The organism is bacterium (assembly GCA_037147175.1).
Lineage (GTDB): Bacteria > Cyanobacteriota > Vampirovibrionia > Gastranaerophilales > UBA9971 > UBA9971.
Genome location: JBAWVS010000035.1, coordinates 1 through 26966, shown reverse-complemented (window position 1 = coordinate 26966; position 26966 = coordinate 1). Strand labels below are relative to the sequence as shown.

Annotated in this window: 25 protein-coding genes; 7 read left to right on the top strand and 18 right to left on the bottom strand. The window is 34.1% G+C overall.

What is annotated here, in order from left to right; translation table 11 throughout:
* Positions 1-306 precede the first annotated feature (306 nt).
* Entirely contained in the window at positions 307-1590 is a 1284-nt protein-coding gene (gene metK, locus WCG23_09015; GenBank protein ID MEI8390011.1) for a methionine adenosyltransferase, read from the bottom strand.
* Between the two features lie 318 nt (positions 1591-1908).
* On the opposite strand from metK, the gene WCG23_09010 reads away from it, so the two are divergent.
* The gene (locus WCG23_09010) at positions 1909-3819 is read left to right on the top strand and encodes an N-acetylmuramoyl-L-alanine amidase (GenBank protein ID MEI8390010.1); all 1911 of its coding nucleotides are present in this window, start codon (positions 1909-1911) and stop codon (positions 3817-3819) included.
* On the opposite strand, the gene WCG23_09005 is transcribed toward WCG23_09010, so the two are convergent.
* On the bottom strand, positions 3809-4540 hold the full coding sequence (locus tag WCG23_09005) for a hypothetical protein (GenBank protein MEI8390009.1): 732 nt from the start codon (positions 4538-4540) through the stop codon (positions 3809-3811). The genes WCG23_09010 and WCG23_09005 overlap by 11 nt on opposite strands.
* Positions 4541-4686: 146 nt before the next feature.
* Here WCG23_09005 and WCG23_09000 point away from each other — a divergent pair, with 146 nt between their 5' ends.
* Genes WCG23_09000 through WCG23_08985 form a run of 4 tightly spaced genes read left to right on the top strand, consistent with a single transcriptional unit; the run spans position 4687 to position 7174 of the window.
* Positions 4687-4896, top strand: a complete 210-nt coding sequence (locus WCG23_09000; GenBank protein ID MEI8390008.1) for a type II toxin-antitoxin system HicB family antitoxin — start codon at positions 4687-4689, stop codon at positions 4894-4896.
* Complete coding sequence (locus WCG23_08995; protein MEI8390007.1) at positions 4889-5095, top strand: type II toxin-antitoxin system HicA family toxin; 207 nt, start codon at positions 4889-4891, stop codon at positions 5093-5095. Before WCG23_09000 ends, WCG23_08995 begins: the two co-directional genes overlap by 8 nt.
* 52 nt (positions 5096-5147) lie before the next feature.
* Positions 5148-5954 (top strand): glutamate racemase, encoded by an 807-nt coding sequence (gene murI, locus WCG23_08990; GenBank protein ID MEI8390006.1) that lies wholly within the window; start codon positions 5148-5150, stop codon positions 5952-5954.
* Positions 5951-7174, top strand: a complete 1224-nt coding sequence (locus WCG23_08985) for a replication-associated recombination protein A (protein ID MEI8390005.1) — start codon at positions 5951-5953, stop codon at positions 7172-7174. Before murI ends, WCG23_08985 begins: the two co-directional genes overlap by 4 nt.
* Before the next feature lie 6 nt (positions 7175-7180).
* Here the strand turns inward: WCG23_08985 and WCG23_08980 are convergent, their stop codons facing one another.
* The 3 genes from WCG23_08980 to WCG23_08970 form a co-directional block, all read right to left on the bottom strand.
* Complete coding sequence (locus WCG23_08980) at positions 7181-7909, bottom strand: hypothetical protein (GenBank protein MEI8390004.1); 729 nt, start codon at positions 7907-7909, stop codon at positions 7181-7183.
* Positions 7910-8013: 104 nt separating this feature from the next.
* Positions 8014-9036 carry an electron transfer flavoprotein subunit alpha/FixB family protein gene (locus tag WCG23_08975; GenBank protein MEI8390003.1) on the bottom strand — a complete coding sequence of 341 codons (1023 nt, stop codon included), beginning with the start codon at positions 9034-9036 and terminating at the stop codon, positions 8014-8016.
* Positions 9037-9067: 31 nt separating this feature from the next.
* On the bottom strand, positions 9068-9862 hold the full coding sequence (locus WCG23_08970; protein ID MEI8390002.1) for an electron transfer flavoprotein subunit beta/FixA family protein: 795 nt from the start codon (positions 9860-9862) through the stop codon (positions 9068-9070).
* 257 nt (positions 9863-10119) lie between these two features.
* Here WCG23_08970 and WCG23_08965 point away from each other — a divergent pair, with 257 nt between their 5' ends.
* Positions 10120-11406 carry an ArsB/NhaD family transporter gene (locus WCG23_08965; protein MEI8390001.1) on the top strand — a complete coding sequence of 429 codons (1287 nt, stop codon included), beginning with the start codon at positions 10120-10122 and terminating at the stop codon, positions 11404-11406.
* Between the two features lie 47 nt (positions 11407-11453).
* Here WCG23_08965 and WCG23_08960 read toward each other — a convergent pair whose 3' ends face one another.
* Positions 11454-12578: an HD domain-containing phosphohydrolase gene (locus WCG23_08960; GenBank protein ID MEI8390000.1), complete on the bottom strand. Its 1125-nt coding sequence runs from the start codon at positions 12576-12578 to the stop codon at positions 11454-11456.
* 348 nt (positions 12579-12926) lie between these two features.
* On the opposite strand from WCG23_08960, the gene WCG23_08955 reads away from it, so the two are divergent.
* Positions 12927-13583 (top strand): Fe-Mn family superoxide dismutase, encoded by a 657-nt coding sequence (locus tag WCG23_08955; protein ID MEI8389999.1) that lies wholly within the window; start codon positions 12927-12929, stop codon positions 13581-13583.
* Between the two features lie 8 nt (positions 13584-13591).
* On the opposite strand, the gene WCG23_08950 is transcribed toward WCG23_08955, so the two are convergent.
* The 12 genes from WCG23_08950 to folK all read right to left on the bottom strand — a co-directional run bounded on the left by WCG23_08950 (position 13592) and on the right by folK (position 26136).
* Positions 13592-14407, bottom strand: a complete 816-nt coding sequence (locus WCG23_08950) for a hypothetical protein (GenBank protein MEI8389998.1) — start codon at positions 14405-14407, stop codon at positions 13592-13594.
* 117 nt (positions 14408-14524) lie between these two features.
* Positions 14525-15676, bottom strand: coding sequence for a radical SAM protein (locus WCG23_08945; GenBank protein ID MEI8389997.1), 1152 nt, complete (start codon positions 15674-15676; stop codon positions 14525-14527).
* A gap of 195 nt (positions 15677-15871) precedes the next feature.
* Positions 15872-16168: a CxxC-x17-CxxC domain-containing protein gene (locus tag WCG23_08940; GenBank protein MEI8389996.1), complete on the bottom strand. Its 297-nt coding sequence runs from the start codon at positions 16166-16168 to the stop codon at positions 15872-15874.
* Positions 16169-16229: 61 nt separating this feature from the next.
* The gene (locus WCG23_08935; protein MEI8389995.1) at positions 16230-16871 is read right to left on the bottom strand and encodes a redox-sensing transcriptional repressor Rex; all 642 of its coding nucleotides are present in this window, start codon (positions 16869-16871) and stop codon (positions 16230-16232) included.
* A complete protein-coding gene (locus tag WCG23_08930; protein ID MEI8389994.1) occupies positions 16871-18916 on the bottom strand; it encodes an NADH-dependent [FeFe] hydrogenase, group A6 in 2046 nt (681 codons plus the stop codon). The genes WCG23_08935 and WCG23_08930 overlap by 1 nt, the downstream gene beginning before the upstream one ends.
* 2 nt (positions 18917-18918) lie before the next feature.
* On the bottom strand, positions 18919-20781 hold the full coding sequence (locus tag WCG23_08925) for an NADH-quinone oxidoreductase subunit NuoF (GenBank protein MEI8389993.1): 1863 nt from the start codon (positions 20779-20781) through the stop codon (positions 18919-18921).
* Between the two features lie 2 nt (positions 20782-20783).
* Positions 20784-21311, bottom strand: coding sequence for an NAD(P)H-dependent oxidoreductase subunit E (locus tag WCG23_08920; GenBank protein ID MEI8389992.1), 528 nt, complete (start codon positions 21309-21311; stop codon positions 20784-20786).
* 17 nt (positions 21312-21328) lie between these two features.
* Positions 21329-22492: a SpoIIE family protein phosphatase gene (locus WCG23_08915; protein MEI8389991.1), complete on the bottom strand. Its 1164-nt coding sequence runs from the start codon at positions 22490-22492 to the stop codon at positions 21329-21331.
* Positions 22493-24184 (bottom strand): [Fe-Fe] hydrogenase large subunit C-terminal domain-containing protein, encoded by a 1692-nt coding sequence (locus tag WCG23_08910; GenBank protein ID MEI8389990.1) that lies wholly within the window; start codon positions 24182-24184, stop codon positions 22493-22495.
* Positions 24181-24393: a (2Fe-2S) ferredoxin domain-containing protein gene (locus WCG23_08905; GenBank protein MEI8389989.1), complete on the bottom strand. Its 213-nt coding sequence runs from the start codon at positions 24391-24393 to the stop codon at positions 24181-24183. The genes WCG23_08910 and WCG23_08905 overlap by 4 nt, the downstream gene beginning before the upstream one ends.
* A 455-nt stretch (positions 24394-24848) precedes the next feature.
* Positions 24849-25649 (bottom strand): tryptophan synthase subunit alpha, encoded by an 801-nt coding sequence (gene trpA / locus WCG23_08900; protein MEI8389988.1) that lies wholly within the window; start codon positions 25647-25649, stop codon positions 24849-24851.
* On the bottom strand, positions 25624-26136 hold the full coding sequence (gene folK / locus WCG23_08895; protein MEI8389987.1) for a 2-amino-4-hydroxy-6-hydroxymethyldihydropteridine diphosphokinase: 513 nt from the start codon (positions 26134-26136) through the stop codon (positions 25624-25626). Before folK ends, trpA begins: the two co-directional genes overlap by 26 nt.
* Between the last annotated feature and the right edge of the window lie 830 nt (positions 26137-26966).

Genomic DNA, 26966 nt, shown 5'->3' with positions numbered 1-26966 from the left:
TGCATAGGATAGTAACTTAAAAAAATTCTGACTGGACATCGGGGCATGATATATAATAAGTCTAATAAACTCAAATTGCTCATTTTTGATTAATTATCAAAAAAGAAGGGGGCAGCCAAATCACTCGACGCGGCAATCTATTTTATTTTTTATAGATTGCCACGCTATGCTCGCAATGACGATTTAGGTGACATAGAAATTCGAGTTAATTATATAGATTCTTCGGACTAGTATTATAAACATAAAAAAAGATGCTGTCCCGAAAGAAAGAAGAACAGCATCTTTTTATTTTATAAGTTTATATTATTAACAACCGCAACCGCAGCTGCAGCCGCAACTTAAATTAGCTGCTTTTTTCAGGGTTTCAACTTTATCAAGACTTTCCCAAGGAAATTCTATGTCAGTTCTGCCGAAGTGTCCGTAAGAAGCTGTTAATCTGAAGAAATCACCGCCGTTTTTAGCAGGCATATTTCTTAAGTCAAAATGCTTAATAATTGCAGCAGGTGTTAAATTAAAGTTTTCGCTGATGATTTTTGAAATTTCATCATCACTGATTTTGCCTGTGTTGAATGTATCAACAAAAATTGATACAGGATGCGCAACACCGATAGCATAAGCTAATTGAATTTCGCATTTTTGAGCTAATCCTGCTGCTACAATGTTTTTTGCAACATATCTTGCAGCATAAGCGGCACTTCTGTCAACTTTTGTAGGATCTTTTCCGCTGAAAGCTCCGCCGCCGTGTCTTGAATATCCGCCGTAGGTATCAACAATGATTTTGCGGCCGGTTAAGCCTGCATCACCTTGAGGTCCGCCTATTACAAATTTTCCTGAAGGATTGATCAGGTATTTTGTGGTTTCATCAGGCTGAATTTTGTCATTTTTGAATACAGGTGCAATTACATGCTTTTTAAGATCGTCAGCAATTATTTGTTGGATTTTGTGATTATCTGATTCGGTTCCTATTATAGGATCATGCTGTGTGGAAATAATAACGGTATCAATTCTTGCAGGAATCCCGTTAACATATTCAACGGTAACCTGTGTTTTTCCGTCAGGTCTTAAATAAGAAAGTGTATTATCTTTTCTAACCTGAGAAAGTTTTAAAGCAAGTCTGTGTGCAAGACTGATAGGAAGCGGCATTAATTCAGGAGTTTCGTCACAAGCAAAACCAAACATTATACCTTGATCTCCTGCGCCCAGTTCTTCTGTTTCGCCTAAGTTACAAGCACATTCACTGCGAGTTTCAAGTGCTTCGTTAACTCCGCCTGCAATATCGGAAGACTGTTCATCAATACTTGTCAAAACAGCACATGTATAAGCATCAAATCCGCCGCCTGATTTACCGACGTATCCGATATGTTCTACTGTTTGTCTAACTACTTTTGGGATGTCTACGTAACAATCAGAAGTAATTTCTCCTGCCACAAGAACCATTCCTGTTGTAACGGATGTTTCTGCTGCTACTCTGGCTTTAGGATCTTTAGAAAGAAAAGCGTCAAGTATAGCATCTGATATTTGATCGCATACTTTATCAGGATGCCCTTCGGTTACAGATTCTGATGTAAATAAAAAGTTTTTTGATGTCATTTTAGTACTCCTCTTCTTTATTTCTCTTCTTTTCTACAATTCAAAATGTCTATTTTATTTTAGTATCATTTGTATTCTATATATTTTTAATAAGTTTCTTGTATAAGGTATTATCATATTGCCAGAAACATTATAAACAAGTCGTTCTGAATAAGCAAAAATAATATTAATATTTACTAAAATTTTGACACATTTATAAATATAAAAATACATGACGGAAATTAAAAAATGTTAGATAATAGTTATATTGTTTTCCGTAAACAAAATTTATTTTAGTATTGAGATTGAAAATTCATTTTTTCTTAAAGAAGGGGTTATATGAAGAGAAGAGTAGCAGAGCTTTTATATAGATTAATGCTTTCTGTTTTTTTGCTTATAAGCCTTTGTCTTTGTACCGGTGTGAGCGCAAAAAATCAATTTGTTATTAAACAAGTAGTTCCTGATACGGCAGGAAAGCTAATAATAGTTGCAGGAACAGGAAGTCAGGATATTGCCTTTAAAACAACAAAGCTTTCAAATCCTGATAGGCTTGTTGTAGATGTTGATAATGCAATGCTTCTAGGCACAAAAAAAAGTATAAAATTAAACAATGAAAAAATTAAAGATTTAAGAATTGCTCAATTTTCTTCTGAACCTGATCGGGTGAGACTGGTTTTAACTACTGATTCGCCTGATATGTTAAAGACAATTAAAGTAAGTAAAAGCAAAAATACTATTTTGTTTGACTTAAATGAAATAACACCCGCGAATATTTCCGATAGTCCTCTGTATAAAGATAGAGATGCTGCTGAATCTTTTGATAAAACGATTCAGGAAGCTCCGGAAAATTATACATTACCCATAAACCTTGATATAAGCAAAATTAGCAAATCAAAAGATTCTACAGCGCAGGAAAAAGAAATTCTCATAAAAAGTTTGCAGGATAAAATCGACCATAATGTTGTTTTGAAAAAAGTTAAGCATTTTGGTAATCGTGTAATTATTTCAGGCACGGGTATTTTGTCCATAACAGAGCCTATGCTGCTTGAAGGTTCAAGTGAAACGGGCGTGAAAACAGAAAACAGGGCTTTGCCATCAAGCAAAATAAGCGCAAACTTAAAAAGAATCGCTTTTGATATACCGGACAGCGTTGTAACTTCCGATGAAATACTTCAGCCTATAAGTCTTAAAAACGGTGATTTCATAAGGATAGGTCAATTTGACAATAATACGGTCAGAGTTGTCATCGAAACAAAAAATCCTGATGCTTATAAGACAATAATTTCTCCTGATATGCAGTCTCTTTTAATTGCTCCCGAAAACGAAGTTAGTTTTCTGGAATTCCCTGACAGTGACTCGTTCGGAGAAATTCAGGATTTGAAAGTTATTAAACAGGACAAAAAAACAACAAAAATCGTTATTACTTCTGCAAGACCGCTAATTCATAATTTAAAACATTATAATTCCCCTGAAATGTTGGCTATTAACCTCTATAACCTTAGACAGCCTAAAAAAGAAATCGTTTTTGCCCTTCCGAAGACAGGGCAGTTTCATGGAGTCAGTTTTGACGATATTGACAGATATCCTAACGGTTCAAGATGGCTCTTTCCTTTAAACAGAACTACAAAAGTAGAGTCAAAACTTAGTCTTGACGGAAGAGTCCTTGAAATTACGCTTAAAGATATTATTCCTGTCTCAACTTGGAAAGCAACTTCTAAAAGGGAAATTGTTCTTGATGCAGGGCATGGCGGTCAGGAACCCGGTGCAATGCGGGCAGGTATTTATGAAAAAAATATTACTATTGATGTAGTTCAAAGAGTAAAATCAGATCTTCAACAGGCAGGAATTAATGTAGTTATGACAAGAGAAGGTGATGAAACTGTTTCTCTAAAACAAAGGACAATTATTACAAATACGGAAATCCCTGATGCTTTCGTAAGTATACATATAAATTCTTCAGAAAGCCCTTCGGCAAGAGGTCTTGAAACTTATTATTATACTCCGCAAAGCAAAGAACTGGCTCAAATTGTTCATTCAAAACTTGTAAGTAGTATTAATTCTCCAGACAGAGGAATTAAAACCGCAAGGTTCTATGTTATCAGAAATACAGAAGTACCTGCTATATTAGCAGAAATCGGATACATCTCAAATGATGCTGAGCGCTGTTCATTACTTACTGATGAAAGAAAAGATGAGACAGCACGTGCAATTGCTGATGGGATTTTGAATTATTTAAAATCTAAAAATTAACCTGTTTTAGTACTGTTTCAGGGTCAAGTACATATTTATTTAAAACATCATGTATAGTAAAGCCAATATGTCCTTTTTTTAAACTTTCGTCTGTTCCCTTTACTTTTATGTCGGAAAATTCCACTACATCTTCGGGGGCTACGCGAATATAGTCAAAAGCTTTCATTACATGTGACTTTTCATTTTTTTCTATATTTTTTATATTTGTCATCCAGGTGTTTAAATTTCCCTGATAAAAGATATTTTTTGAACCCTCTGTTCCGGCAAAAATAGTTGGATTTATTCCAACTTTTTCAAGAAAATATTTTAAAATTACTGTAAGCTCTTTGCTTTTCGGATATCGATAATTCCCTCCAAAAATCAGACCTTCAGGTTTTATTCCTTCCTGTTTAAGTAAATTTACTGTGTTTCTGAATTTTTCGCCTAAGGCTATTAAATTTTCGGCAAGATTTCCAAAAATAGATTCATCATCGGGACATAGATGCATAACCAGATTATTAACGGTGTTTTTTCCGAATATACTAACGGCATTGCAATCACAGATGCGTCTTGTTCCTATTTTTTTGCCATAGCTGGCTTCTGCAATGTTATACATTGCGTTATATCCGCCTGAAACTTCAATACCACTTTCTAAATATTTTTCTATTTTTGAATAACTACACATTTTTATATGTGCAGAAAAGCTTGGCTTATTTCTTTGTATAGTATAGTTATTGAACATTTTTTTTGCCTGTAAATTTCTGATTAAATATATAAAACCGGAACATAAAAAAAATTGCTTTAATTAAAAATAATTTCTGAAATCCACGTAAATGACACATTATATGCTATAATTAGCATATAATGTAATTAAGCAGGTTTTTTTTCGTGAAAAATATAAAATATACAGTTTACAAGGAAGGTGATTATTTTGTTTCGCAATGCTTGAATGTTGATGTTTCAAGCTTTGGAGAAACAATAGAAGAGGCTGTTGATAATCTTACAGAAGCACTGGAGTTATATTTTGAAGATAATAATAATGTTGTGTTTTTCCCTATAGACATTGCCATGCTTGGAGAAAAAACAATAAATGCCTAAATTGCTGTCTTCGAGAGAAATTATTGCTATATTAATACTAAATGGCTTTTCTTTAAAATCAATAAAGGGAAGCCATTCTAAATATGTAAATGGAAGCAAAACAGTTATCATTCCTCATCCGAAACCAGAAATTCCTTATGGAACATTTCTTTCTATAGTAAGACAATCAGGGCTTTTAAAATCTGATTTTATTAATTAATTTTGTAATATAATATAAATGAAAAATTTGATTCATGGAGCAGAACTTTCTCATGAGCAACAAACCAATAGGTGTTTTTGATTCCGGAGTCGGCGGACTTACTGTATTAAAAAGACTTGCAACAGAATTACCGAACGAAAATTATCTGTATTTTGGGGATACGGCACGGGTTCCTTATGGTGAGAAAACAAAAGAACAGCTTTTTGATATAGCAAAGGAAATTCTTGACTGGTACAAATCTAAAGATGTTAAAGCAGTTATTATGGCTTGTAATACAAGTTCGGCAGTGGTACTCGATGATTTAAAAAATGACTATGATTTTCCTATTTTTGGCTTAATTCAACCAACAGCAGAATATATTGCTTATTCAAATGTTGAAAGAGTTGGTGTAATTGCAACAACAGCAACAGCTTCATCAAAAGCGTACAGCAAAGCTATAAACAAACTTAATCCGGATATTAAGGTTTTTGAAACTGCATGTCCGGGGCTGGTTGAAATTGTTGAAAGCAATAAAATCGAAACGTATGAAGCAAAAAAACTTGTTATTAAATACATAATGCCTCTTCTTGAAAAGGAAGTTGACAGAATAATTCTCGGATGTACGCATTATCCTTATTTAAGAGAAATTATAAATACTCTGACTAACAACAATGAAATGATTATAGATCCTGCTGAACATCTTACGCTCAAAGTAGCTGAGGAGTTAACTCTTATTGATTTGATTAATGACACTTCTGAGGGCAAAATAGAGTACTTTGTAAGTTCAAATGCTCCTATGTTCGAGGAAGTAGGCAGACATTTCTATAAAGACTGCAAGGATGTAAAAGAAATTTCTCTCATTGAAGCTTTGAAAATATGAGTTTGTTTTACGCAAACAGACAAATTCCGCTGGCGGAAACATTGCGTCCTAAAACGCTCGATGAATTTTTAGGACAAAATCAAGTTGTAGAAAAAGATTCTCCTGTTTATAATCTCCTGAAATCAGGCAGATTATTTTCTATGATTTTATGGGGACCGCCCGGATGCGGAAAAACAACTTTTGCACGACTTTTGTCAAAAGAACTTGACTGCAGGTTCGAAGAACTGAGTGCGGTCAATTCGGGTATTAAAGAATTAAGGCAGGTAGTTGCGGATGCAGAAGCAGAACTTAGAACAACCGCAAGAAAAACTCTTGTTTTTATAGATGAAATTCACAGATACAGCAAGCCCCAGCAGGATGCTATTCTTCCTTATGTCGAAAAAGGCGTGATTTTTGTAATCGGTGCGACTACCGAAAACCCGTCTTTTCAAATAATTCCCGCACTTTTGTCGAGAACTCAGGTAATATCATTCAAGCCGCTTTCAGATGAAAATATGCTCGAAATCATCCGCAAAGGCTACAAATATTTAATCAATACTTACGGAAAGATAAATATAGAGCCGCAGATAGGGGAATTTATTCTAAGACAGGCTTCAGGTGACGCAAGATGGGCATTAAATCTTGTTGAATCTTCTTATTTTGCAAGCCCTAAAGAGGAAGGAACAAGAAACCTTACAATAGATTTAATTCAAAAACTTGCTCAGACAAAAGCAGTAAAGTACGGGGTTCAGGAACATTACGACCTTGCTTCTGCTTTTCAAAAAAGTTTAAGAGGCTCTGATGCAGATGCTGCGATTTATTGGCTTGCGAAAATGATTGCAGCAGGGGAAGACCCGAGATTTATAGCCAGAAGGTTGGTAGTTACAGCAAGCGAAGATGTCGGAAATGCCGACCCGCAGGCTTTAAATATTGCTCTTAATGCTTACAAAGCTGTTGAACTTCTGGGTTTGCCCGAAGGAAGAATTGCGCTTGCGCAGGCAGTGATTTATGTTGCGCGCGCTCCTAAATCCAATGAAACGATTATGGCGATAGATGCGGCGCTTAATGATATTCAGAACGGCAAAGATTTTTCTCCACCGCTGCATTTAAAGGATTCTCATTACAAAGATGCCTCAAAATACGGTTTTGGAAATGATTATATTTATTCCCACAGCAATCCCGAGATAAAGCAGAATTTTCTGCCTGACGAGCTTTTAGGCCAGAAATATTGCAAGGATTAAACTTATTTATTCGGATAGAGATTCGAGTATTTTAGGATCAACCTTGTATTTTTTTAAAACATCTTCTATGGTTAAGTCGATATGACCTTTGTTTAGGCTTCTGTTCTTGCCGCTTATCCAACCTGTATCGGGGAATTTTATTCTGTCTTCAGGTGAGACATGTATATATTCAAAAGCATCGAGTGCATGTTTCTTTTTAATCTTACATTCTTCTATATTTACGTTCCAGATATCTTTTAGACCATCATAAAAAATTTCTTTGCTCGGATAATTTCGTCCTGTTTTTTCTGTTGTTCCCCAAAAAATAGTAGGATCAATTTTGTGTTTGTTAAAAAAATATTTTAAAACAACTAAAAGCTCTTTACTTTCTACATCTTTGTTCATACCTCCAAAAATTAAGCCATTTGGTTTTATTTGCAATTTTTTAAGTTCAGATACGGTTTGGCTGAATTTTTTTCCAAGTTCTATTAACTTTTGCGGGGAAATATGGCAAAACTTAAATAAAAAATTTTCACCAAATAAGTGAAATAATAAATTTTGATCTGTATTTCCACCAGTAATCCCTCCCGCATTGCACATAAGCACATCATGAGTAGCAAGCTTTAGCCCGGAATCTATTGCTTTTGTCTCAGTAACTATTTTTACGTCTTTATTTTTAAACACATCAAAGCGCGTAAATTTTATGTTTGCAGAAAAATTCGGTTTATTTCGCAGGTATAAATAATTGTTTATCATGTTTTACCTGTTAGATGTTCAATTACATAGTTAAAACATGTGAATAAAAAAAATTGCCTGAATTTTCAAAAACAGGCAATTTTTTATTTTATTTTGTTAAATTATTAGCCGACAGGGGATAATTGTTCTGCTTTAATCGCTTCTGTAAGAGCAGGAACGATTTCAAATACATCACCAACGATTCCGTAAGTGGCAACTCCAAAAATAGGAGCTTCAGGATCTTTGTTGATTGCGATGATTATATCACTGCCTGATATACCTGCCAAATGCTGAATAGCACCTGAAATTGCACAAGCGATATAAACTTTCGGGCAAACAGTTTTACCGGTTTGTCCGACCTGGTCACTGTGAGGTTTCCAACCTGCGTCAACGCAAGCACGGCTTGCACCGACTGCACCGCCTAGAGCGTGTGCAAGATCATCAAGAACCTTAAAGCCTTCAGCGGTTTTCATACCACGTCCGCCTGAAACAATAATATCAGCTTCTTCAATTTTTTGATTGCCAATTCCGCAAGCGCCAAGGCATTCGAGTAATTTTACTTTAATTCTTGAAGCATCGAGGTTTACGTTGATTTGTTCAACCTGAGCAGAATGACCATGATTCATTTCAGGTTTTGCTAATACTTTTGGTCTTACTGTAGCCATTTGAGGTCTTGCTGTTTTACACAGAATTGTAGCCATAAGGTTTCCGCCAAAAGTAGGTCTTGTGGCTGCAAGCAACCCTTGTTCGTTAATGCTTAATGATGTACAGTCCGCAGTTAAACCTGTATTTAGTCTGGAAGCTACTCTCGGGGCAAAATCTCTACCGGTTGTTGTAGCACCAACAAGAATGATAGAAGGTTTTTTCTGTTCAATAGCCTGACAGACAGCATCAGTATAAAGTTCTGTTGAATATTGAGCAAGATTTTCATTCTGTACAAGGTAAATTTTATCACTTCCTGCTTCAGAAATTGTTTTTATTTGTTCTTCTACATTTTCGTTTCCGGCAAGTAATATAGTTCCGACTTCTTCACCGTTTAATTGACCGGAAAGTTCTTTAGCAGCATTAATAAGCTCTAAAGTAACTCCTGCAATCTGATTGTCGGCTCTCTTTTCTGCTATTATCCAAATACCTTTGTATTCACTCATTAAATTATTCTCCATTTGTTATATTTATTGATTAAACAAGTACTTTGTCGCTTTTGAGCTTTTCAAGAAGCACTTTTGCCGCTTCTTTCGGATCAGCAGCATTAATTATTTCACCGGCTATTTTTTGCTCAGGTCTGAAAGCTCTTGATACAAAAGTAGGTGAACCTTTTATTCCGACATTAGCAGGATCAAGCCCTAAATCTTCCATTCCGTATTCAGCTATAGGAGTTCTGTTAGCTTTCATTGTGCCTTTAATAGAAGGCATTCTCGGTTCATAATCGCATTTTAACATACAGGCTAAACCGGGAAGTTCCATTTCTACTCTTTGAATACCGTCTTCAATTTCACGTTTAACTATAACAGTGGTTCCGCCGGTAAATTCAATTTCTTTAGCGTAAGTAACCTGAGGGATACCTAATTGCTCGGCAATTCCGGGGCCTGTTTGCGCGGTATCTCCATCAATAGCGTACTGTCCGCATATAATTAAATCAAAATCGCCAACTTTTTCTTTTATAGCTTTTGCAAGTGTGTGGCTTGTAGCCCATGTGTCTGCACCGGCAAATTTCTTATCAGAAATAAGAACTGCTTCATCAGCGCCCATTGCAACTGCTCTTTTTAAAACATCTTTTGCTTGTGGTGGTCCCATTGTTACTGCTGTTATTACAGCATCAGGATTTGCTTCTTTTATTCTGATTGCTGTTTCGAGGGCATATTCGTCAAAAGGATTCATAATACTTTCAACACCTTCTCTTATCATGGTGTTGTTTTCTGTCCATCTAATGTCAGCAGTATCAGGCACTTGCTTTACACACACTACAATTTTCATAGATAAAAATTACCTCTTTTTTAAATTTACTTAATTACTCAATTTCTCTGACAATAATATTTTACTATATTTGATTTTAGAAAAAAATGAACGTTTATTAACCAGAGTTGACAAACCTATATAAAATAGAACTAGGGAAACTATACAATAAAAAAAAATTAATGACAATAATTACAATGCGTTAAAATTGACAACTTTCCGCGTTATATGGTTACATTAAATGATTGGATTTACAGAAAACAAAAGGAACTTTTCAGATGGAACATAGTTCTCTGATTTTTGGAATGAATAAGGCGATTATTGCAGGATTAATTTTATTTTTTACATATATTTTTATTGCGGCAGAAAAAATCCCAAAAGTTACAACAGTTATGCTAGGGGCTTCTTTAACTCTGGTTTTGGGAATTTTACCTGCTGATAAAGCTTTTGCTTATATTGATTTTGGTGTGATAACGCTGCTTGTAAGTATGATGATGATTGTTCATATTACAAGCAAGAGCGGCGTGTTTACATGGTTTGCCGTTAAACTTTTAAAATTTACAAAAGGAAATCCCGTATATGTTTTGATTTCGCTTTCTGTTTTAACAGCTTTCCTTTCAACTTTTTTAAATAACGTAACAACTGTAATCCTTCTAATTCCAATAACTTTTGTTATAGCAAAAGAGTTAAACGCTGATCCAATCCCTTTTTTGATTACAGAAATCATTGCGTCTAATATTGGAGGAACAGCTACTTTGATAGGCGATCCTCCGAATATAATCATAGGAAGTGCGGCCGCTTTAACATTTAATGATTTTCTTAAGGAATTAACCCCTGTTGTTATTTTGATTTTTATAGTAAGTACGGCTGTTTTAGTGTATTTATTCAGGAAAGACCTTATAAATAAGCCTGAATTGGCGAATTATATTGCAAATTTAGATGATAAAAACTTGATTAAAGATAAACAATTAATGATAAAATCATTGTTTGTTTTATTGTTGACCATAATCGGCTTTATTTTTTGCGGAAATTTTCATCTGGAAGCTTATATGATTTCTTTACTGGGTGCAAGTGTTCTTTTATTGTTTGATTCCCCGAAAAAAATTATTCACGAAGTTGAATGGCTTACAATATTTTTCTTTATCGGTCTTTTTATAATTATCGGAGGAGTAGAATCAACAGGCGGAATTCATTTTCTTTCCCAAAAATTATTAAAATTGACACAGGGCGATTTGAAACTCACAGCAATGATAATCCTCTGGGGCTCAGGATTTCTATCAGCCATAATAGATAATATTCCTTATACTATAACAATGGTGCCGCTTGTTCAGGAACTTCATAACGTTATGAATATTTATCCTTTATGGTGGGCATTGTCTTTGGGGGCTTGCCTCGGAGGAAATGCTACTATAATTGGCGCAGCTGCAAATGTTGTTGTTTCAGAAGCTTCTTATGAAGAAGGTCACCCTATTTCTTTTTTCAGGTTTATGAAATACGGCTTGCTGATAACAATAATTTCGCTTGCAATAAGCTCTATATATATTTATTTCCGATTTTTGGCATAAATCTATTTATCCTGTACAAAAAAGCGTAAATCTGACAAAAATAATTCTTAATTGTTTTCTTTATACTTTTTGTTAATAACGCTGTATTCATTGTAATAAAGCGTCGGATTCAGGGCTGCTTCTTTAAATATCTTTTCTACCCTTAGAAAAGATTCTGTAATCTGAGGATCAAACTGGGAGCCCGCACAATTTTTTATCTCTTCGACAGCAACTTCATGAGGAAGTCCTTTTCTATAAGACCTGTTAGAAGTCATTGCATCATAAGTATCAGCTATGGCAAGTATTCTTGAGGGTAAAGGAATGTCTTTGTTGCTAATCCCTTTTGGATATCCGTTGCCGTCCCATCTTTCATGGTGACAGCTTGCCCATAAAGCAACATTTGTCAGTCCGGGAATACTGCTTAAAATTTTCTTTGCTTTTGCCGCATGGTCCTGAATTATTTGATATTCTTCATTTGTTAATTTACCTGTTTTGCAAAGAATATACTCAGGAACGGCTATCTTTCCAATATCATGCAAAAGTCCTGTCGTTTCTATTTCTTCAATAAAATCTTCTTCTAAATCCATATCTTTGGATAAAATCAGCGAAAACAACGTTACTCTGTGGGAATGTCCATGAGTGTATGTGTCTTTTGCGTCAAGAGCGCTGGAGATTGATTTTACTGTGGTAAAAAATAATTCTTTTAAGTCCCGCAAAAGCGTATTTTTGCTTAAAGTTAGTTCGTAAGCTTCTATTCCGTGATCTATAATAATTTCAAGTTCATCGGGTTCAAATGGTTTTGTAATGTACTGAAACAACTGGCATCTGTTGACACCTTCAATCATTGCTTCAATATCACTGTATCCTGTTAAAAGTATCTTAATTATATAAGGATATTTCTCGGAAACTTTTGCAAGAAACTCTGTACCGTTCATTTTTGGCATACGTTGGTCACTGAGAATCAAAGAAATGTGAGACCCTTCTGTTTCAATAACTTCTAATGCTTCGTTTCCGTCCATAGCAGTTAAAATATTAAATTTGCGCCTTAAAGACCTTTTTAACAGCTGCAAATTGTTTATTTCATCATCAACAATTAAAATTGTATGTTTATATTTTGCTTTTTCCATTTCGGAAAGCATATTTTGAAAATTTTCTAAACTGTTTTCACCAAGTTGTTGTTCAGTTAAAGACATATTTTATGACTTCCTCTAGACACTCTTAATTAACATATCGGCACTTTTAAAATTAATCTTTAAAAAATTTTAATAAAACATTTGAAAAAATAATTAAAAATGCAAAAAAACGATATATAAACCATTTTCGAGAAATTTCTATTTGTTAATTTTGTAAACTTTTTATCAGGTCAACTAAATTATTATTTTTATAACAATTAGAATGATGAAAATTCTTTTTTAAAACTTATAATTATCGGCAATGACACTTTTAAATTTTGTTATGCGTTTAACATTTACCGCTTATAAAGCGGTAAATGCAGATTACGGAAAAAAATTTCAACAGTATAAAAATAAGGAGAAAATATAATGGTATTACAGGAAGAAAAACTTCACAGCACAGTAGATAAATATGAAGCAAAAGATTTCAGCTATTTTTTTGAAACACTTGACGGATTTAGCGAAAAGCAATTAAAACTTCACTATGGACTTTATGAAGGTTACATAAAAAAAGTTAATGAAGTTAATGAAAAACTTAAATCGGCAGACAGAAGCTCTGCAAATCATAATTATTCAGAATACAGAAACCTTCTGGTCGATCTTTCTCATAATCTCAACGGTGTTATTCTTCATGAATTATATTTTTCAAATTTGACAGATAAACATACAGAGGCCTCAGAAATATTTAAAAAAATTGCTGAAAGAGATTTTGAAAGCTTTGAACTTTATCTTGAAGACTTAAAGGCAGCAGGCATGGCTTCTAGAGCAGGCTGGGCGATAACAGGCTATAATTACAGAGACGGAAAAATTTACAATTTCGCTATAGACCAGCATAATTTACATGTGCCTGTCTTTGTAAGACCTCTTTTGGTGCTGGATACCTGGGAACATGCATTCGGGACTGATTACGGGACGGATAAAAAATCATATATTGATGCTTTTATGAAAATTATTAACTGGCACGTAGTTTCTTTGCGTTTTGAATCAGTACTCAAAGACGAATCCTGCGACGAAAAATCAGATTAATCAATATCTCAAGAAGATTGAGATTTATTTTCTTTTTCAAAGTCTTCAAGTTCTTTTTTTGAGAGGATAATAGGGTTTTCTTTTATTTTAGGCAGCCAGAAATTACTTATTTCTTCTTCAGGAAGGTGCATTCCTATGTAATTTAAATTTGCTTCTGAAGGATGTTTCTTCTCTGATCTTACTTTAGCTAATTCTTGCTCTATATCATTGTCTGTACGTTCAAATAGATTTGGTCTAAAATGGCATTTTTCATAATAAAAACCCGTCGGACATCCGTAATCTGAAGGTAATTCCCTCAAATCACTTTTGCCCAGTTTATCTGAACAAAGTTTAACTTTGCCTTTATGACCGTTTTTTATACTTTGTTCTATCGCTACTTGAATTAAATTTTGTCCGATACCTTTATATGATTTATCGTTAATAGTTTCCAGATAAGTTATATAAATATAGTCTGTTTTTTTTAAATTATTAAAATCTTTTCCATAATTAAGATCAAAATTAAAATCTTTATTAACTTTAGTATCATCCATCCTCATATGTCCCAATAGTTTTTTATCTTGAGTATAGAATCTGTATTGAATTTTTTGTCTGCCACGTTCGTTTGTTATATTTAAAGCGACCGTCAGTTCCAAATCTTTTCTGGAATTATCGGGGTTAATTTTTGTAATTTTAACTTTGCCGACTTCTTTGCCTTTTATTTCCTGTTTTGTCGATGAAAAATAAACATCACAAGAATTATGCTGTCTAAAATTATTTTGATGCTCAGGTCTATTTGTTGTTGATTTTAAGTTCGTAACCAGTGGTTTGTAACTTGTGATAAACATTTAAAAAATTACCATTTTATAAACTAAATTTATAAAACCGGAACATAAAAAATATTGCTTAAAAAAGAGGAAACTAAATTTTTTAGTTTCCTCTTTTATTAAATATATAAAATATTTTTATGTAATCGCTATTTGGGCAATGGATTTGATAGCATCCCAGTCAAATCTCCAGAGACCTGATGCGTCAAGTGCGTAATTTCCAACGCATGCCATTTTGCATTCTTTGCATTTATTAGCAATATCAATAAATTCTTCTGATTTAATAATGTCGCCCAGATCCTTTTTTCTGACATTCAAAGCAGGAACAGGCTGTCTGTCAGTACATCTGAGAACATCTCCGTTAGAATAAATAACCATTGCAATTTGCGGCCAGTGGCATTCATAATAATTTTTCTTCTCAATAAGATAATCGAGGAAATAATCCGAGTTTCTTATCGGATATCCGGCATGCTTAAGAGATTTAATATGTCTGGCAAGTTCTGCCAGCTGTTCTTCATCTCTTTCAAGTTTCTTAAGCTTATCTATACCGCTCCACTCTGTAAAATCCTGATAGCTTTTGTTGATGGTTAAGTACAAAAGAATATCCATATCTTTACAAAGCTTTGCTATATCAGTAATTGACTGCTCGTCATTAACGGTAGAAACAGTTGCACAAACATAAATACGCATTTTAGGATAATTTTTCTTAAAGAAATTTATGCCGTTAATGGCTCTGTCGAAAAGTCCCCATCTGTTTCCTCTGATTACATCGTGTTTTTCACCGATTGCGTCAATAGAAACAAACATTAAATCTACATAATTGCCAAATTCATGGTTTTCTGTCAAATACCATCCGTTTGTAGCCATTTTTGTATACATGCCGTTATCATAAGAAGCTTTGGCGATCTCTGTGAAATCCTGTCTTAATAAAGGCTCTCCACCCCAGAGAATGCTGTTCATAAAGCCTTCTTTTTTAGCCTGTCCGTACAATTTTTGGATTTCCGGCAGGGTTAGTTCTTCTTCCTGTATATGATATTTCCAGAAACAAAAATCACAGTCGCAATTACATTTATTTGTAACCATATGTGAAAACGTAAACGGTCTGGGCGTTTTTGCTAAAAATCTGCTGTGAAGGACTGACTTAAGCCCTCCGTATAAATGCCCGAAGTAACGAAGTCTGTCTGTGGACATTTGGTTTCTGGGTTTATTGCATACAGCTTCTATATTATTAACCGTATTTTCGTTTTCTTCTGCTAAATGATCCCGTTTTATTTCTGCAGGACATCCCATAAAAATTCCTCACTTATAATCCAAAAATTAAATTCAGCACTATGTCATAAAGTATATTATTATTTCATTGAAAAAATTATACATTAACAAAGCTTTTATCAGAGCATATAGTAATACAAATATAAATTTAAAGCAAAAAAAAGAACGGATATTAATTAACTCCGCTCTTTTTATTAAAATTTTTTACAATTTACCTTATTTCATTGATCTGTAGCAGTCGCTGCAATAAACAGGTTTGTCTTGTGCAGGCTGAAAAGGCACTGTGGTGTTTACTCCGCAGTGATCACATATTGCTTCAAATCTTGGTTTAGGGTTGCTTGAATATCCGCCGCTTTTGCTTTGTCTGTTTTGAGCTCTGCATGAAGCGCATCTTTTAGGTTGTGTAAAACCTTTTTGTTGATAAAATTCCTGTTCTTCTACGGAGAAAAGAAATTCTTGTCTGCAATCGTTGCATTGTAAATAGATTTCTTGAAAATTTTGTTCTGTTATCATTTTTGATTCCTTACTGATTGATTAGATTTTAATTATCACATAAAAATTAATAATTAAAAAATTAAGCTAAAATTGACGAGTTTTTGTTAAGCAATTGCAGCCAGAGTACCATATAGTCCGTCGCCAAATCCTGATTTATAACCAGTACGTCTTTAGGCACCTCTATATTCTCCGGAGCAAAGTTCCAAATCGCTTTTACGCCTGCATTTACCGCAATATCAGCTATGTTTTGGGCTTCTTGTCCGGGGACGGCAATTATGATTAGTTTTATCTGCATTCTTTTTGCTAAATCAGGAAACTTTGACACATGAAAAATTTCTTTATCACCGACTCGCAGACCTATTTTATGAGGGTCGGTGTCAAACAATGCTGTTATATTCAGGCCATATTTCTCAAATCCGTTATATTTTGCAATGGCAAGCCCCAGATTTCCTGTTCCGATTAAAAAAGAATCTTTCATGTTATTCAAATCCAGAAACTCTTCAAGCTCTTTTTTAAGCTCATACGTATTAAAGCCGACTTTGGGTTTTCCGGCATAATTTAACAGCGCAATGTCTTTTCGGACTTGAGTTTCGTCAATGTCCAGCTTTTTAGCTATTTCCAGACTTTTTACATATTCTCTTCCTTCTTTGTAATATTCACAAACTATACTGTAATATTTTGGAAGTCTTTTTAAAGAAGGAAGTGAGATTTTTTTATTCATTAAGTTGTTAAACCCGTTTCTTTGTATTTAGAAAGAATATATTTTTCGAAGATATATTCCGTATTATTAGAAGCCGTATCTGCAACTATATTGTCATCTATTATAACAGAAGGACCTTTACTGCAATTTTCAACACAGAAAGTTGCTTTTATGTTTACTTTGTTTTGAAGATTATGTTCTTTTATCAATTTTGTCAAGCCTTCTATGTGGTTGTAAGAGCCTTTTGCGTAACAACAGGTTCCCACACAAACGGATATATCGGTTACTTCTTCAGAATCTTGTGCGGAAATAATTGAGATAGATTCGCCTAAAATTCTTTTTCTGTTTTTATAATGGGTATGCAAAAGTTCATGAGCAAGTTTGCTGTTGGGTTTTTCCAGCCATTTGCTGTAAAGCTCTTTAATGTGAGGGTTTTCATGAGATTTATGCAGAGGAAGCATAACGTCTGCAGAATATAGCCCCTTCATTCTTTTTACTTTAACTGACGGGTCTTTATAATCAAGAGGTTGACCTGCTCCTGCAATACATCCACCGGGACAAGCCATAACTTCTATCATGTGATAAGTAACTTCGCCTTTTAATATTCTTTCGACCAGCTCTTCAGCTTGTTTCAAAGTATTTACTATGGCTATTTTGACTTCCAGACCTTCTATATCAAGACTTAATTCTTTTAAAGAGTTTAGTCCTCTGGCTTCTTTTATATTTATTTTATCCAGTCTTTTACCTGTAATAAGTTCATAAGCTGTTCTTACTGCCGCTTCCGTAACACCGCCGGAGGCTCCAAAAATTACTCCTGCTCCTGTGAAAATTCCAAAAGGCGAATCAAGGTGTTCCGGCTGTAAATTATTAAAATCTATACCGGCTTCTCTTATCATTCTTATTAATTCTTGAGTTGTAAGCACCAGATCAACGTCTTTTAAAGAATTTTCAGCAAATTCACTTCTGTTTGCCTCGGCTTTTTTAGCTGTACAAGGCATTATAGAAACAACAGCAATATTTTCTTCATCAACATCAAATTCTTCTTTAAGAATTTTTTTAGCTACAGAACCAAACATTTGTTGAGGTGATTTGCAGGTAGAAAGATTTTTTAATAATTGAGGATATCTTTGCTCTGCAAATCTTACCCATGCCGGACAACAGCTTGTAAATAGAGGAAGGTTTTCCCCTTTTTGAATTCTGCCGATTAATTCTGTTGCTTCTTCCATTATTGTGAGATCCGCAGTAAATGAAGTATCAAAAACAGAGTCAAATCCTATTTTCTTAAGCGCGGATACAATTAAACCTATTGAGTTTTCTCCTGAAGGAAACCCGAAAGCTTCGCCTAATGCAACTCTTACCGCAGGAGCTATTTGGGCTACAACTTTAATTTTCGGATTTAAAATTAATTTCCATGTTTTGTCTATATCTGATTTTATTGTTAAAGCACCTGTCGGGCAGACTAAAGTACACTGTCCGCAATATACGCAGTCAACTTCATCAAGGTTCTTTTTATAAGCAGGGGTAACAATGGTTTTTGAGCCTCTGTTAACAAATTCCAGCACACCCTGACCTTGAATTTCTTTGCAAGCTCTTGTGCATGCTCCGCAAAGAATGCATTTGTTAGGGTTTCTGACGATAGAAGGATTAGAATCATCAATAGGTAGATGATTTTTATGGCTTTCGAATCTTACTTCCCTTACGCCGAGTTTTTTTGCAAGGTCCTGTAAGTCGCAATTATTGCTTTTGCTGCAAGTTGTGCAATCCCTGTCATGGCTTGCAAGAAGAAGTTCAACGCTCATTTTTCTTATATTTCTTGTTCGCTCTGTATTTACTCTTACTTTCATTCCTGCTTCAGGCTTTGTTGTGCAGCTTGTTTGAATTCCTCTGCCTTCTATTTCCACAACGCACATGCGGCATGCCCCGTAAGTGCTTAAATCAGGTCTGTAGCAAAAAGTCGGAACCTCAATGCCTGCTTTTCTTATAACTTCGAGAAGATTTTTTTCATCGCTGAATTCAACTTCCTGTCCGTCAACTAAAAGTATATTTTCTTTTATTTTATCAGTCATTATTAATTTACCTCCTTGATGGCATTGAATGGGCAAGCAGTTAAGCATGCACCGCATTTAATGCATTTCTTTTGAACAATACTGTACGGTTCTTTGATTTTTCCTTCTATTGCGCCTACAGGGCACTGTCTTGCGCATTTTGAGCAGCCTTTGCAAAGTTCTTTTTCTATTTCTATTCTGGTAAAGGCTGAACAACACTTTGCAGGACATTTTTTATCGACAATATGTGCATAGTATTCGTCTCTGAAATATTTAAGCGTGGACAAAACAGGATTTGGAGCGGTTTTTCCTAATCCGCAGAGAGATCCGTCTTTTACTACCATTGCTAATTCTTCCAGCAATTCAAGATCTTTAAGTTCAGCCTGTCCTGCTACGATTTTTTCGAGGATTATAAGCATATTTTTAGTGCCTTCACGGCAGGGGACGCATTTTCCGCAGGATTCGTTCTGTGTAAATTTCATAAAGAATCTTGCAATTTCAACAATACAAGTATCTTCATTCAAAGCAACCAGTCCTCCTGAGCCGACCATTGCTCCGACAGAGGTTAAAGATTCATAATCAAGCGGCAAGTCAAGATGTTCTTCAGTTAAACATCCTCCTGAAGGTCCGCCGATCTGAACGGCTTTGAATTTTTTGTTATTTCTGATGCCGCCGCCGATATTAAATATAATTTCTCTCAGTGTAGTACCCATAGGAACTTCTATAAGTCCTGTGTTGTTTACTTCCCCTGTAAGAGCGAAAGTTTTTGTACCCGGACTTCTTTCTGTACCGAGATTTTTAAACCAGTCAGAGCCTTTTAATAAAATTAGCGGAACATTCGCAAAAGTTTCTACGTTATTGATTAAAGTAGGTTTTCCGAATAAACCTTTATTGGCAGGGAATGGAGGCTTAGGACGAGGCATTCCTCTTTCGCCTTCTATGGAGGCAATAAGTGCTGTTTCTTCTCCGCAAACAAAAGCACCCGCTCCTTCTTTAATATGAACTATAAAAGAAAAATCACTGCCTAATATGTTTTTACCTAAATAATTTCTTTCTTCAGCCTCTTTTATTGCAATTTTTAGCCTTTGTACAGCAAGCGGATACTCGGCTCTTACATAAATATAACCTTCGTCCGAACCTACAGAATAAGCTGCAACAGCCATTCCTTCAAGAAGTTTGTGTGGGTCGCCTTCCATGATGCTTCTGTCCATAAAAGCACCCGGATCTCCTTCGTCACCATTACAAATTACGTATTTTTTGTCGCTTTCATTGCCTCTTACAAATTCCCATTTCTTTCCTGTGGGAAAACCGCCCCCGCCGCGTCCTCTAAGTCCGCTTTTTATCATTTCCTGACAAACTTCTTCAGGCTTTAATGAGCTTAATATATGATTTAGAGCTTCATAACCTCTTTGAAAGATGTATTCATCTATTTTTTCAGGGTTTATTTTGCCTGTATTCGACAAAGAAGTCCTCATTTGTTTTGCATAAAAATTAATATCATCATTTTTAGCTATTTTTTTATTTGTTGAAGGATCTTCATAAAGCAATCTTTCGATAATTTCAGAATTTTTCAGAGTTTTTTCAAAAATTTCTGTTACATCTTCGAGTTTTACTTTTACATAAGTAACGTGCAAATCAGGAATTACTACAAGAACGCCCTGCTCGCAAAAGCCGTGGCAGCCTGTTTTTATCGGACTGATTTTCTTATTTTCTTCTTTTAAACTTACATCTGCGCCCAATTCTTCAAGCTTTTTGTATATTTCCATAGAACCGTTTGCCACGCAGCCTGTGCCTGCGCATACAAGAATTCTTAAGCCCGTGCTTTTTACATAAGCGCAAGCTTTTTCATATTCTTTTTTTATATCAATTTTTGTAATTTCTGCCATTTCTAATTATCTCCTTCTTCAGGTCTTGCTTGTATTTCGTCTATTATTATTGTTATTGCATCCGGTGTCATTTGGGGATAAACTTTTTCATTTATAACAACTACAGGAGCCAGTCCGCATGCTCCTAAGCAGCTGACTGTTTCCACGCTGAATTTCATATCCTTTGTTGTAAATTTATTTCCGCTTAAGTTTAATTTTTTCACTATTGCGTCGTAAACAGGCATACTTTTTCTTACATGGCAGGCTGTTCCGTCGCATATTTTTATTTCATATTTTCCTTTTGGTTCAAGGCTGAATTGACTGTAAAAAGTTGCAACTCCGTAAACGCTCGCAGGAGAAATTTTCATTATTGTTGCAATATAAGTCATTATTTCTTCCGGCAAGTAACGGTAAAATTCCTGAATTTTTTGTAAAATAGCTATCAAATTTGATTTTTTATAATCATATTCTTTTACTATTTCATTTACTTTTTGAAATTTTCTTTGTTTTTCAAATAAAGTTTCTGCCTGTGTGTCTTTGATTTTAGTCATTTTTGTCACCTTTATTGTTAAAAATATTCTATTTCAACTTCTTTACATAGTTTTGTGAGCTTTTCTGCTATATCCAGAACGAGTTTTATCTTTAATTTGCTTTCAAGAGGAAAGTCATAACCAGTATATATCGAATTTACTGCTGTACCAACAAGAAATTTAATTGAATCAGCCTTGTAAAAGGCATTTACAAGTTCTTGTGAAGGATTTTTGGGTTCTTTATAGGTTAATAAAGCCGGATTATCGCTCTTTATGATATCCTGTTCCAAAATTTCTTTTGTTTTTGCAAGGGTAATTACGCCTTCCGTAACGAGGTTTATTCCTTTAATTGTGGCTTTAGGGGGAATATTCTCTTCGTTTTTTTCTATATCAACTTTTATTTCATGGTTCATGCATTTTGCAAAAATATTGGCAGTTGTGCCTCCGCAGATTATTTTTTTCCCGTCAAATTTTAAAACTGTATTAACCAATTCATTATCTTTTGCTTTATCTACAGGAGGACCGATTGCGACTACAAGGCTATTTTTTTTCCTTGTTTTAATAATAAGAACAGTTGCATCATCGCCTATTTCTCCGTTATATAGATTTTGCGCAGTTTCAATCAACTTGTCTGCAAGGATACGGGAATCGGTTTCCTCGTTGAGGTTTCTCGTAACAAAGTCGGCAATGTGTTCTTTTTTCCATCCCAGAGGCAAAAGTGTTCCCAGTCCTGCATGCATTATGCCGTCGCTTAAAATTACAAGAAAATCTCCGTCAAAAAGTTTAAATCTGCTTATTTTAATTTTTTTATCTGATATTTTTAAATTTTCGTAGCTGTAATCTACAAATTCATTGTTATGAAAAAGCAAAGTATCGGGAGTATCAAATTCAACAAGCTTGGCTTCGAAGTCGTCAAATATTTGCAATATTGAAAAAGTTGAATATGCAATGTTTCTTACCTTGCATACAGGTAAGGTGCTGATAATTGTTTCTACGACTTCTTCAATAGGCATTCCGTGCATTAGCATAGTGGCAGCTATTTTTTTAGTAAGTGTAGAGAGAATGCTTGCCTTTACACCGCTTCCCAACCCGTCAGATAAAACAAAAATCTTGCTTGAAGGGCTTTTTGTAATCTCTATATTGTCTCCACAAAGCTCTTCGCCTTTTTTATTAAGTTGTCTTACGGCATATTCTATAAACATTTAATCCTCTGACAGCGTCTTTATTAGCTGACCCAGTAAAACTTTGGTTTCTGCGGTGGATTCTCCGAGCAGACCTGCGATTTCCTGAGCTACCAGCATTTGTTTATTTATAACTGCCTGAGCTCTGGTTAATGTTTCGTGTTTTGTTTTGTTTAGAGCCTTTTTTTGAGCCTCTATATCACTAATATCTATGAATACAGCTGCAATAAGTTTTTTATCAGGTACAGAGTAAATAATCTGGTTTAAATTTTTATTATTTACTGTTATTGTTGACTTATGAACTGTTTCTTCTTCGAAACTTACTAATTTGAAAGGAGTTTCATCCATAATTTCGGAAATATGCGAATTAATAAGTTCTTCTGCTGTTTTATCAACTATTTTTTCGAAAGCGGGATTGATTTCAGTAATTTTAAAATTTTTATCGAGTAAAATAATTCCGTTTGGCGTATTTTTTATGACTATTGATGTAAATTTTTCTGCCTGATTTCTCATATACGGAATGCACATTTCTGCTTCTGCCATTCCGTTTATTACTGCAATGGCTTTGTCCCTGCATGTGTTGTATCCGCAAGCACCGCAATTATGTTCATCTTCGGGGGTTATTTTTCCGGTAAGTGCAAGTATAGCTTTTATATCTTTTTCTTTATAATTTTCGGATTTTATGGCTTTATTCCGGTATTCTCTATAAAGCTCATTGTCTGAAAGCAAGTTTTCATCAGCTTTTTCAGGCAAATTTTTCATGTTTTCTATAAGATTGATTTTTAATTCCATGAAATTCTTATCTGTGCAGCTTTTTGGTCTGCAAGGTCCTGATACGCAGCCGCCTTTGCATGACAAAATATCAATAAAACCTGATTTTATTTTATTTTCTCTAATTAAATCTAATGTTTCTTTAATTTCGCTGATGCCGCTTATTGAAATAATTTCTTTGTCGAAAGAGTTTTCAGAAAGCCCGACTCTTTTTATTAATCCTCCTAAAAGCGGGAATAAAGAAGAATTTTGTGAAAAATATTCTTTAAAATCAGCCGGTTCAAGTTTATCTAATTCTATGTTTTCTGTTTTTATCCATTCTTCCATTTCATCAAAAGTTAAGCAGACATTTATATCGGAATCGCTTAATTCCTGCTTTTTTGCAATACAGGGAGAAATAAAAACAATTCCGCAACTATTATTCTTATGCTCGTTTTTTATAATTTTAGAATGCGCTATTGCAGGACTTACTACGGGTGCAAGATACTTTAGCAAATCAGGATAATATTTTTCCATAAGATTTACTGTTGCAGGACAAGAACTTGAAATTACAATTTTTTGCTCTTTAACATAATATTTAAGATGCTGATCAGAAACGCTTTTCACTGCTCTGGAGGTTTGTTCTATACCGGAAAATCCGAGCAAGAAAAGAGCCTTTAATATTTTACCCGGATATGGTTGTTTGTAATAAGCAAAAAATGAAGGAGCAATACTGACAACGCTGAACTCATTGTTTTTTATGACTTCTTTTGCTTTATCAATGTCATTTCTTACGACTTTGGCATTTTGTGGACAAATCCCGTAGCATAATCCGCAAAGAATACATCTGTCTACGTCTACAGCCGCATGTCCGTTTTTGACTTTAATAGCATTGACAGGACAGTGTCTTACACATTTGTAGCAGTCTTTACAGTTTACTTCATTGATAGAAAGAATATTCATTTTAGTTCCTTCATTATATTTTTTATATCATCGCAGTTTTTTATTAGCCTGATCTTTCCGTCTATTTTTATAGAAACACCTTGAGAGCAGCTTCCGAGGCAAAAAGCTCCTACAACTTCAACATCAGGGTAATCAGATTTTATAAAATCAATGATTTCCTGAGCGCCTTTTGAGTAACAACAAGATCCTACACAGACTGTTAATTGCATTTTTGTCCTTTACGTGATATTTTTCACTAAATAATTAAAATTTTTTTAAAACAATTTTTTTACTTTATCAAGGATTCACTTAGAAACAGGTTTTTTATCATAATAATTTTATTTATATAATTGTTATCATGTTCCCTGCAATTAAATCAGAAATTCATTGCAACAACTACAATAAAAATCATTTTTTATTCGTGAAGTATTTCACTAATAATTTTAACCTAAGATAAAATAAAATCAATCCTATTTTTAATTTTTTTTATATCTGTTTATAGCCTAAATAATTCGAATTACTAAATCGCCAAAATCGTCATTGAGAGCAAAGCGAAGCAATTTATAAAAAATAAAATGGATTGCCTCGTCGAGTACTTTGGCTGCCCCCTCCTTTTTTGATAATTAATCAAAAAAGCGGGTATCCTTCGCAATGATGCGTAAAATTTATTTAGCAATTTGAGTTATTAGTATAAATTATCCAGATATTCGGACATTTTGTTAATTAACAAAGCTTTATCATCTTTATATTGATCTATAAGCTTTATAATTGCACTTCCGATTATTGCGGCATCAGCATTTAGCTTTTGCAGTTCTTTGAGATGCTGCTGTTTTGAAATTCCAAAGCCGACAGCGACAGGAATTGACGTAAAGTTTTTTATTTTTTGTAAAATATTTTCAAGCAGTTCCGAAAAACTTTCTCTTACTCCTGTTACGCCTGTTGAAGAAACCAGATATATAAATCCTGCTGAAGCTCGGGCAATTTTTTCTATTCTTTCCATATCAGAAGTTGGTGAAACCAGCATAATCAGGTCAATATTATTTTCTTTGCATATTTTTGAAACATCTTCCGATTCTTCTAGGGGCAAATCGGGGATTATAATTCCAGAAACTTTTAAAGATGCAGCTTTTTCAATAAATTTTTTCGCTCCAAAGCTTAGAACAGGATTATAGTAAGTAAATAAAATTATAGGCGTCGAAAAATCTTTTTTCAGTTCTTCAAGCATCTCGAAGATTTTATTAATATTTGTTCCGTTTTCCAGTGAAATTTTAGAAGCTTTTTGAATCACAGGCCCATCGGCAAGAGGGTCGGAAAATGGTATGCCTAGCTCTATTGCGGCAACTTTTTTTTCTTCAAATAATTTTAATAAATTTTTTGTTGTTTCAAAATCAGGATAACCTGAAACAATAAAAGGAATTAAAGCTGGTCTTTTGCTGCTTTTGGTTATTGAATCCTGAATTTTAGAAATCAATTTCTCGTGTTCCATATAAATAAACTTCTTCCGGCTCGTCTAAATTTTCATGCAGTTCAGAAATGGTTTTATTGAAAACAGGATGCACCAAATCTGCGTCTAATTCGAGTAAAGGCACAAGCGCATAAGCTCTCTTGTGCATTCTCGGATGAGGAATTTCCATAATATCACTATTAATTACTTTATTATCATAGAATAAAATATCCAAATCAAGAACTCTTGGTCCATTTTTAGGTAATTCAGGATGACGTACCCTGCCAAGTTGTTTTTCTATTCTTAAACACTGGCTTAATAGTTCTTCAGCTGAAAGTGTTGTTGTTATTTTAAGAACTGCATTTATAAACCATTCCTGATTTTTGTAGCCAACAGGTTCAGTTTCATAAAAACTCGAACCTTCCAGCACTTGAACCCCTTCTGTATCATTCAGCAAACAATGGGCTTGCTGGACGTATCCAATTCTGTCGCCAATATTTGAACCAACTCCAATATATGAGATAATCATAAATTTCCTTTATTCATAATGTATTTTCTTATTTTATATTTTTTTATTGATATTTACAACGAAATTATTATAGCAGGATAAAAATTAGATATATGATATATGGATATTAAGAAATGTTAACATGGTTTTTTCTTTGATAACAAAGGTATTTCCAAAATTATAAAAATTTTTTCTTATTATGTTTAGCAATTTTCTCTGTGAATTATTTTTTATAGATATATAAGAAGTATATAATAAATATCGAAAAAGTATTAAGTAATCATATAGGAGAAAAGATTTATGTCATTTAATTTTAGTTCTCTCTTTCAAAGTTTTAGTTATTTTCAAAGTTCTAATTTCTTTGGAGGTTCGTCTAATTATAATTGTCAAAACAATAACAGCAGTATTTTTGGTAATTGTTACCAGCAACCGCAATGCAATACTTTTAATTCACCAATATTTCTGCCTAGTTTGGCAATTCAGCCTCAGTACCCGATGGCAAATCCGCAAATAGTACAACAAAGTTTGGCCATCCCTCCTTGCCAGACGCAAGTTTCACCAATAACTCTGTCTCCTTTGGGTATACAGCCTCAATATCCGATGGCATACCCTCAAATACAACAGCAAAGCTTGGCTATCCCGTCATGCCAGACGCAAACCTCACCAATAGTCTTGTCTAGTTTGGGTATACAGTCTCAATGCCAAAATTATAATCAATTTATGACAAATTTCTTTTTCTGCTATTAATTACAATTCTTTAATTTTTTAGAATAAAAAATTATAAAAAAATATCCAGACTAGTGTTCAGTTAAGTTAAAAGTTTAGAACAAATTTTCTTTTTTCACGTCTTG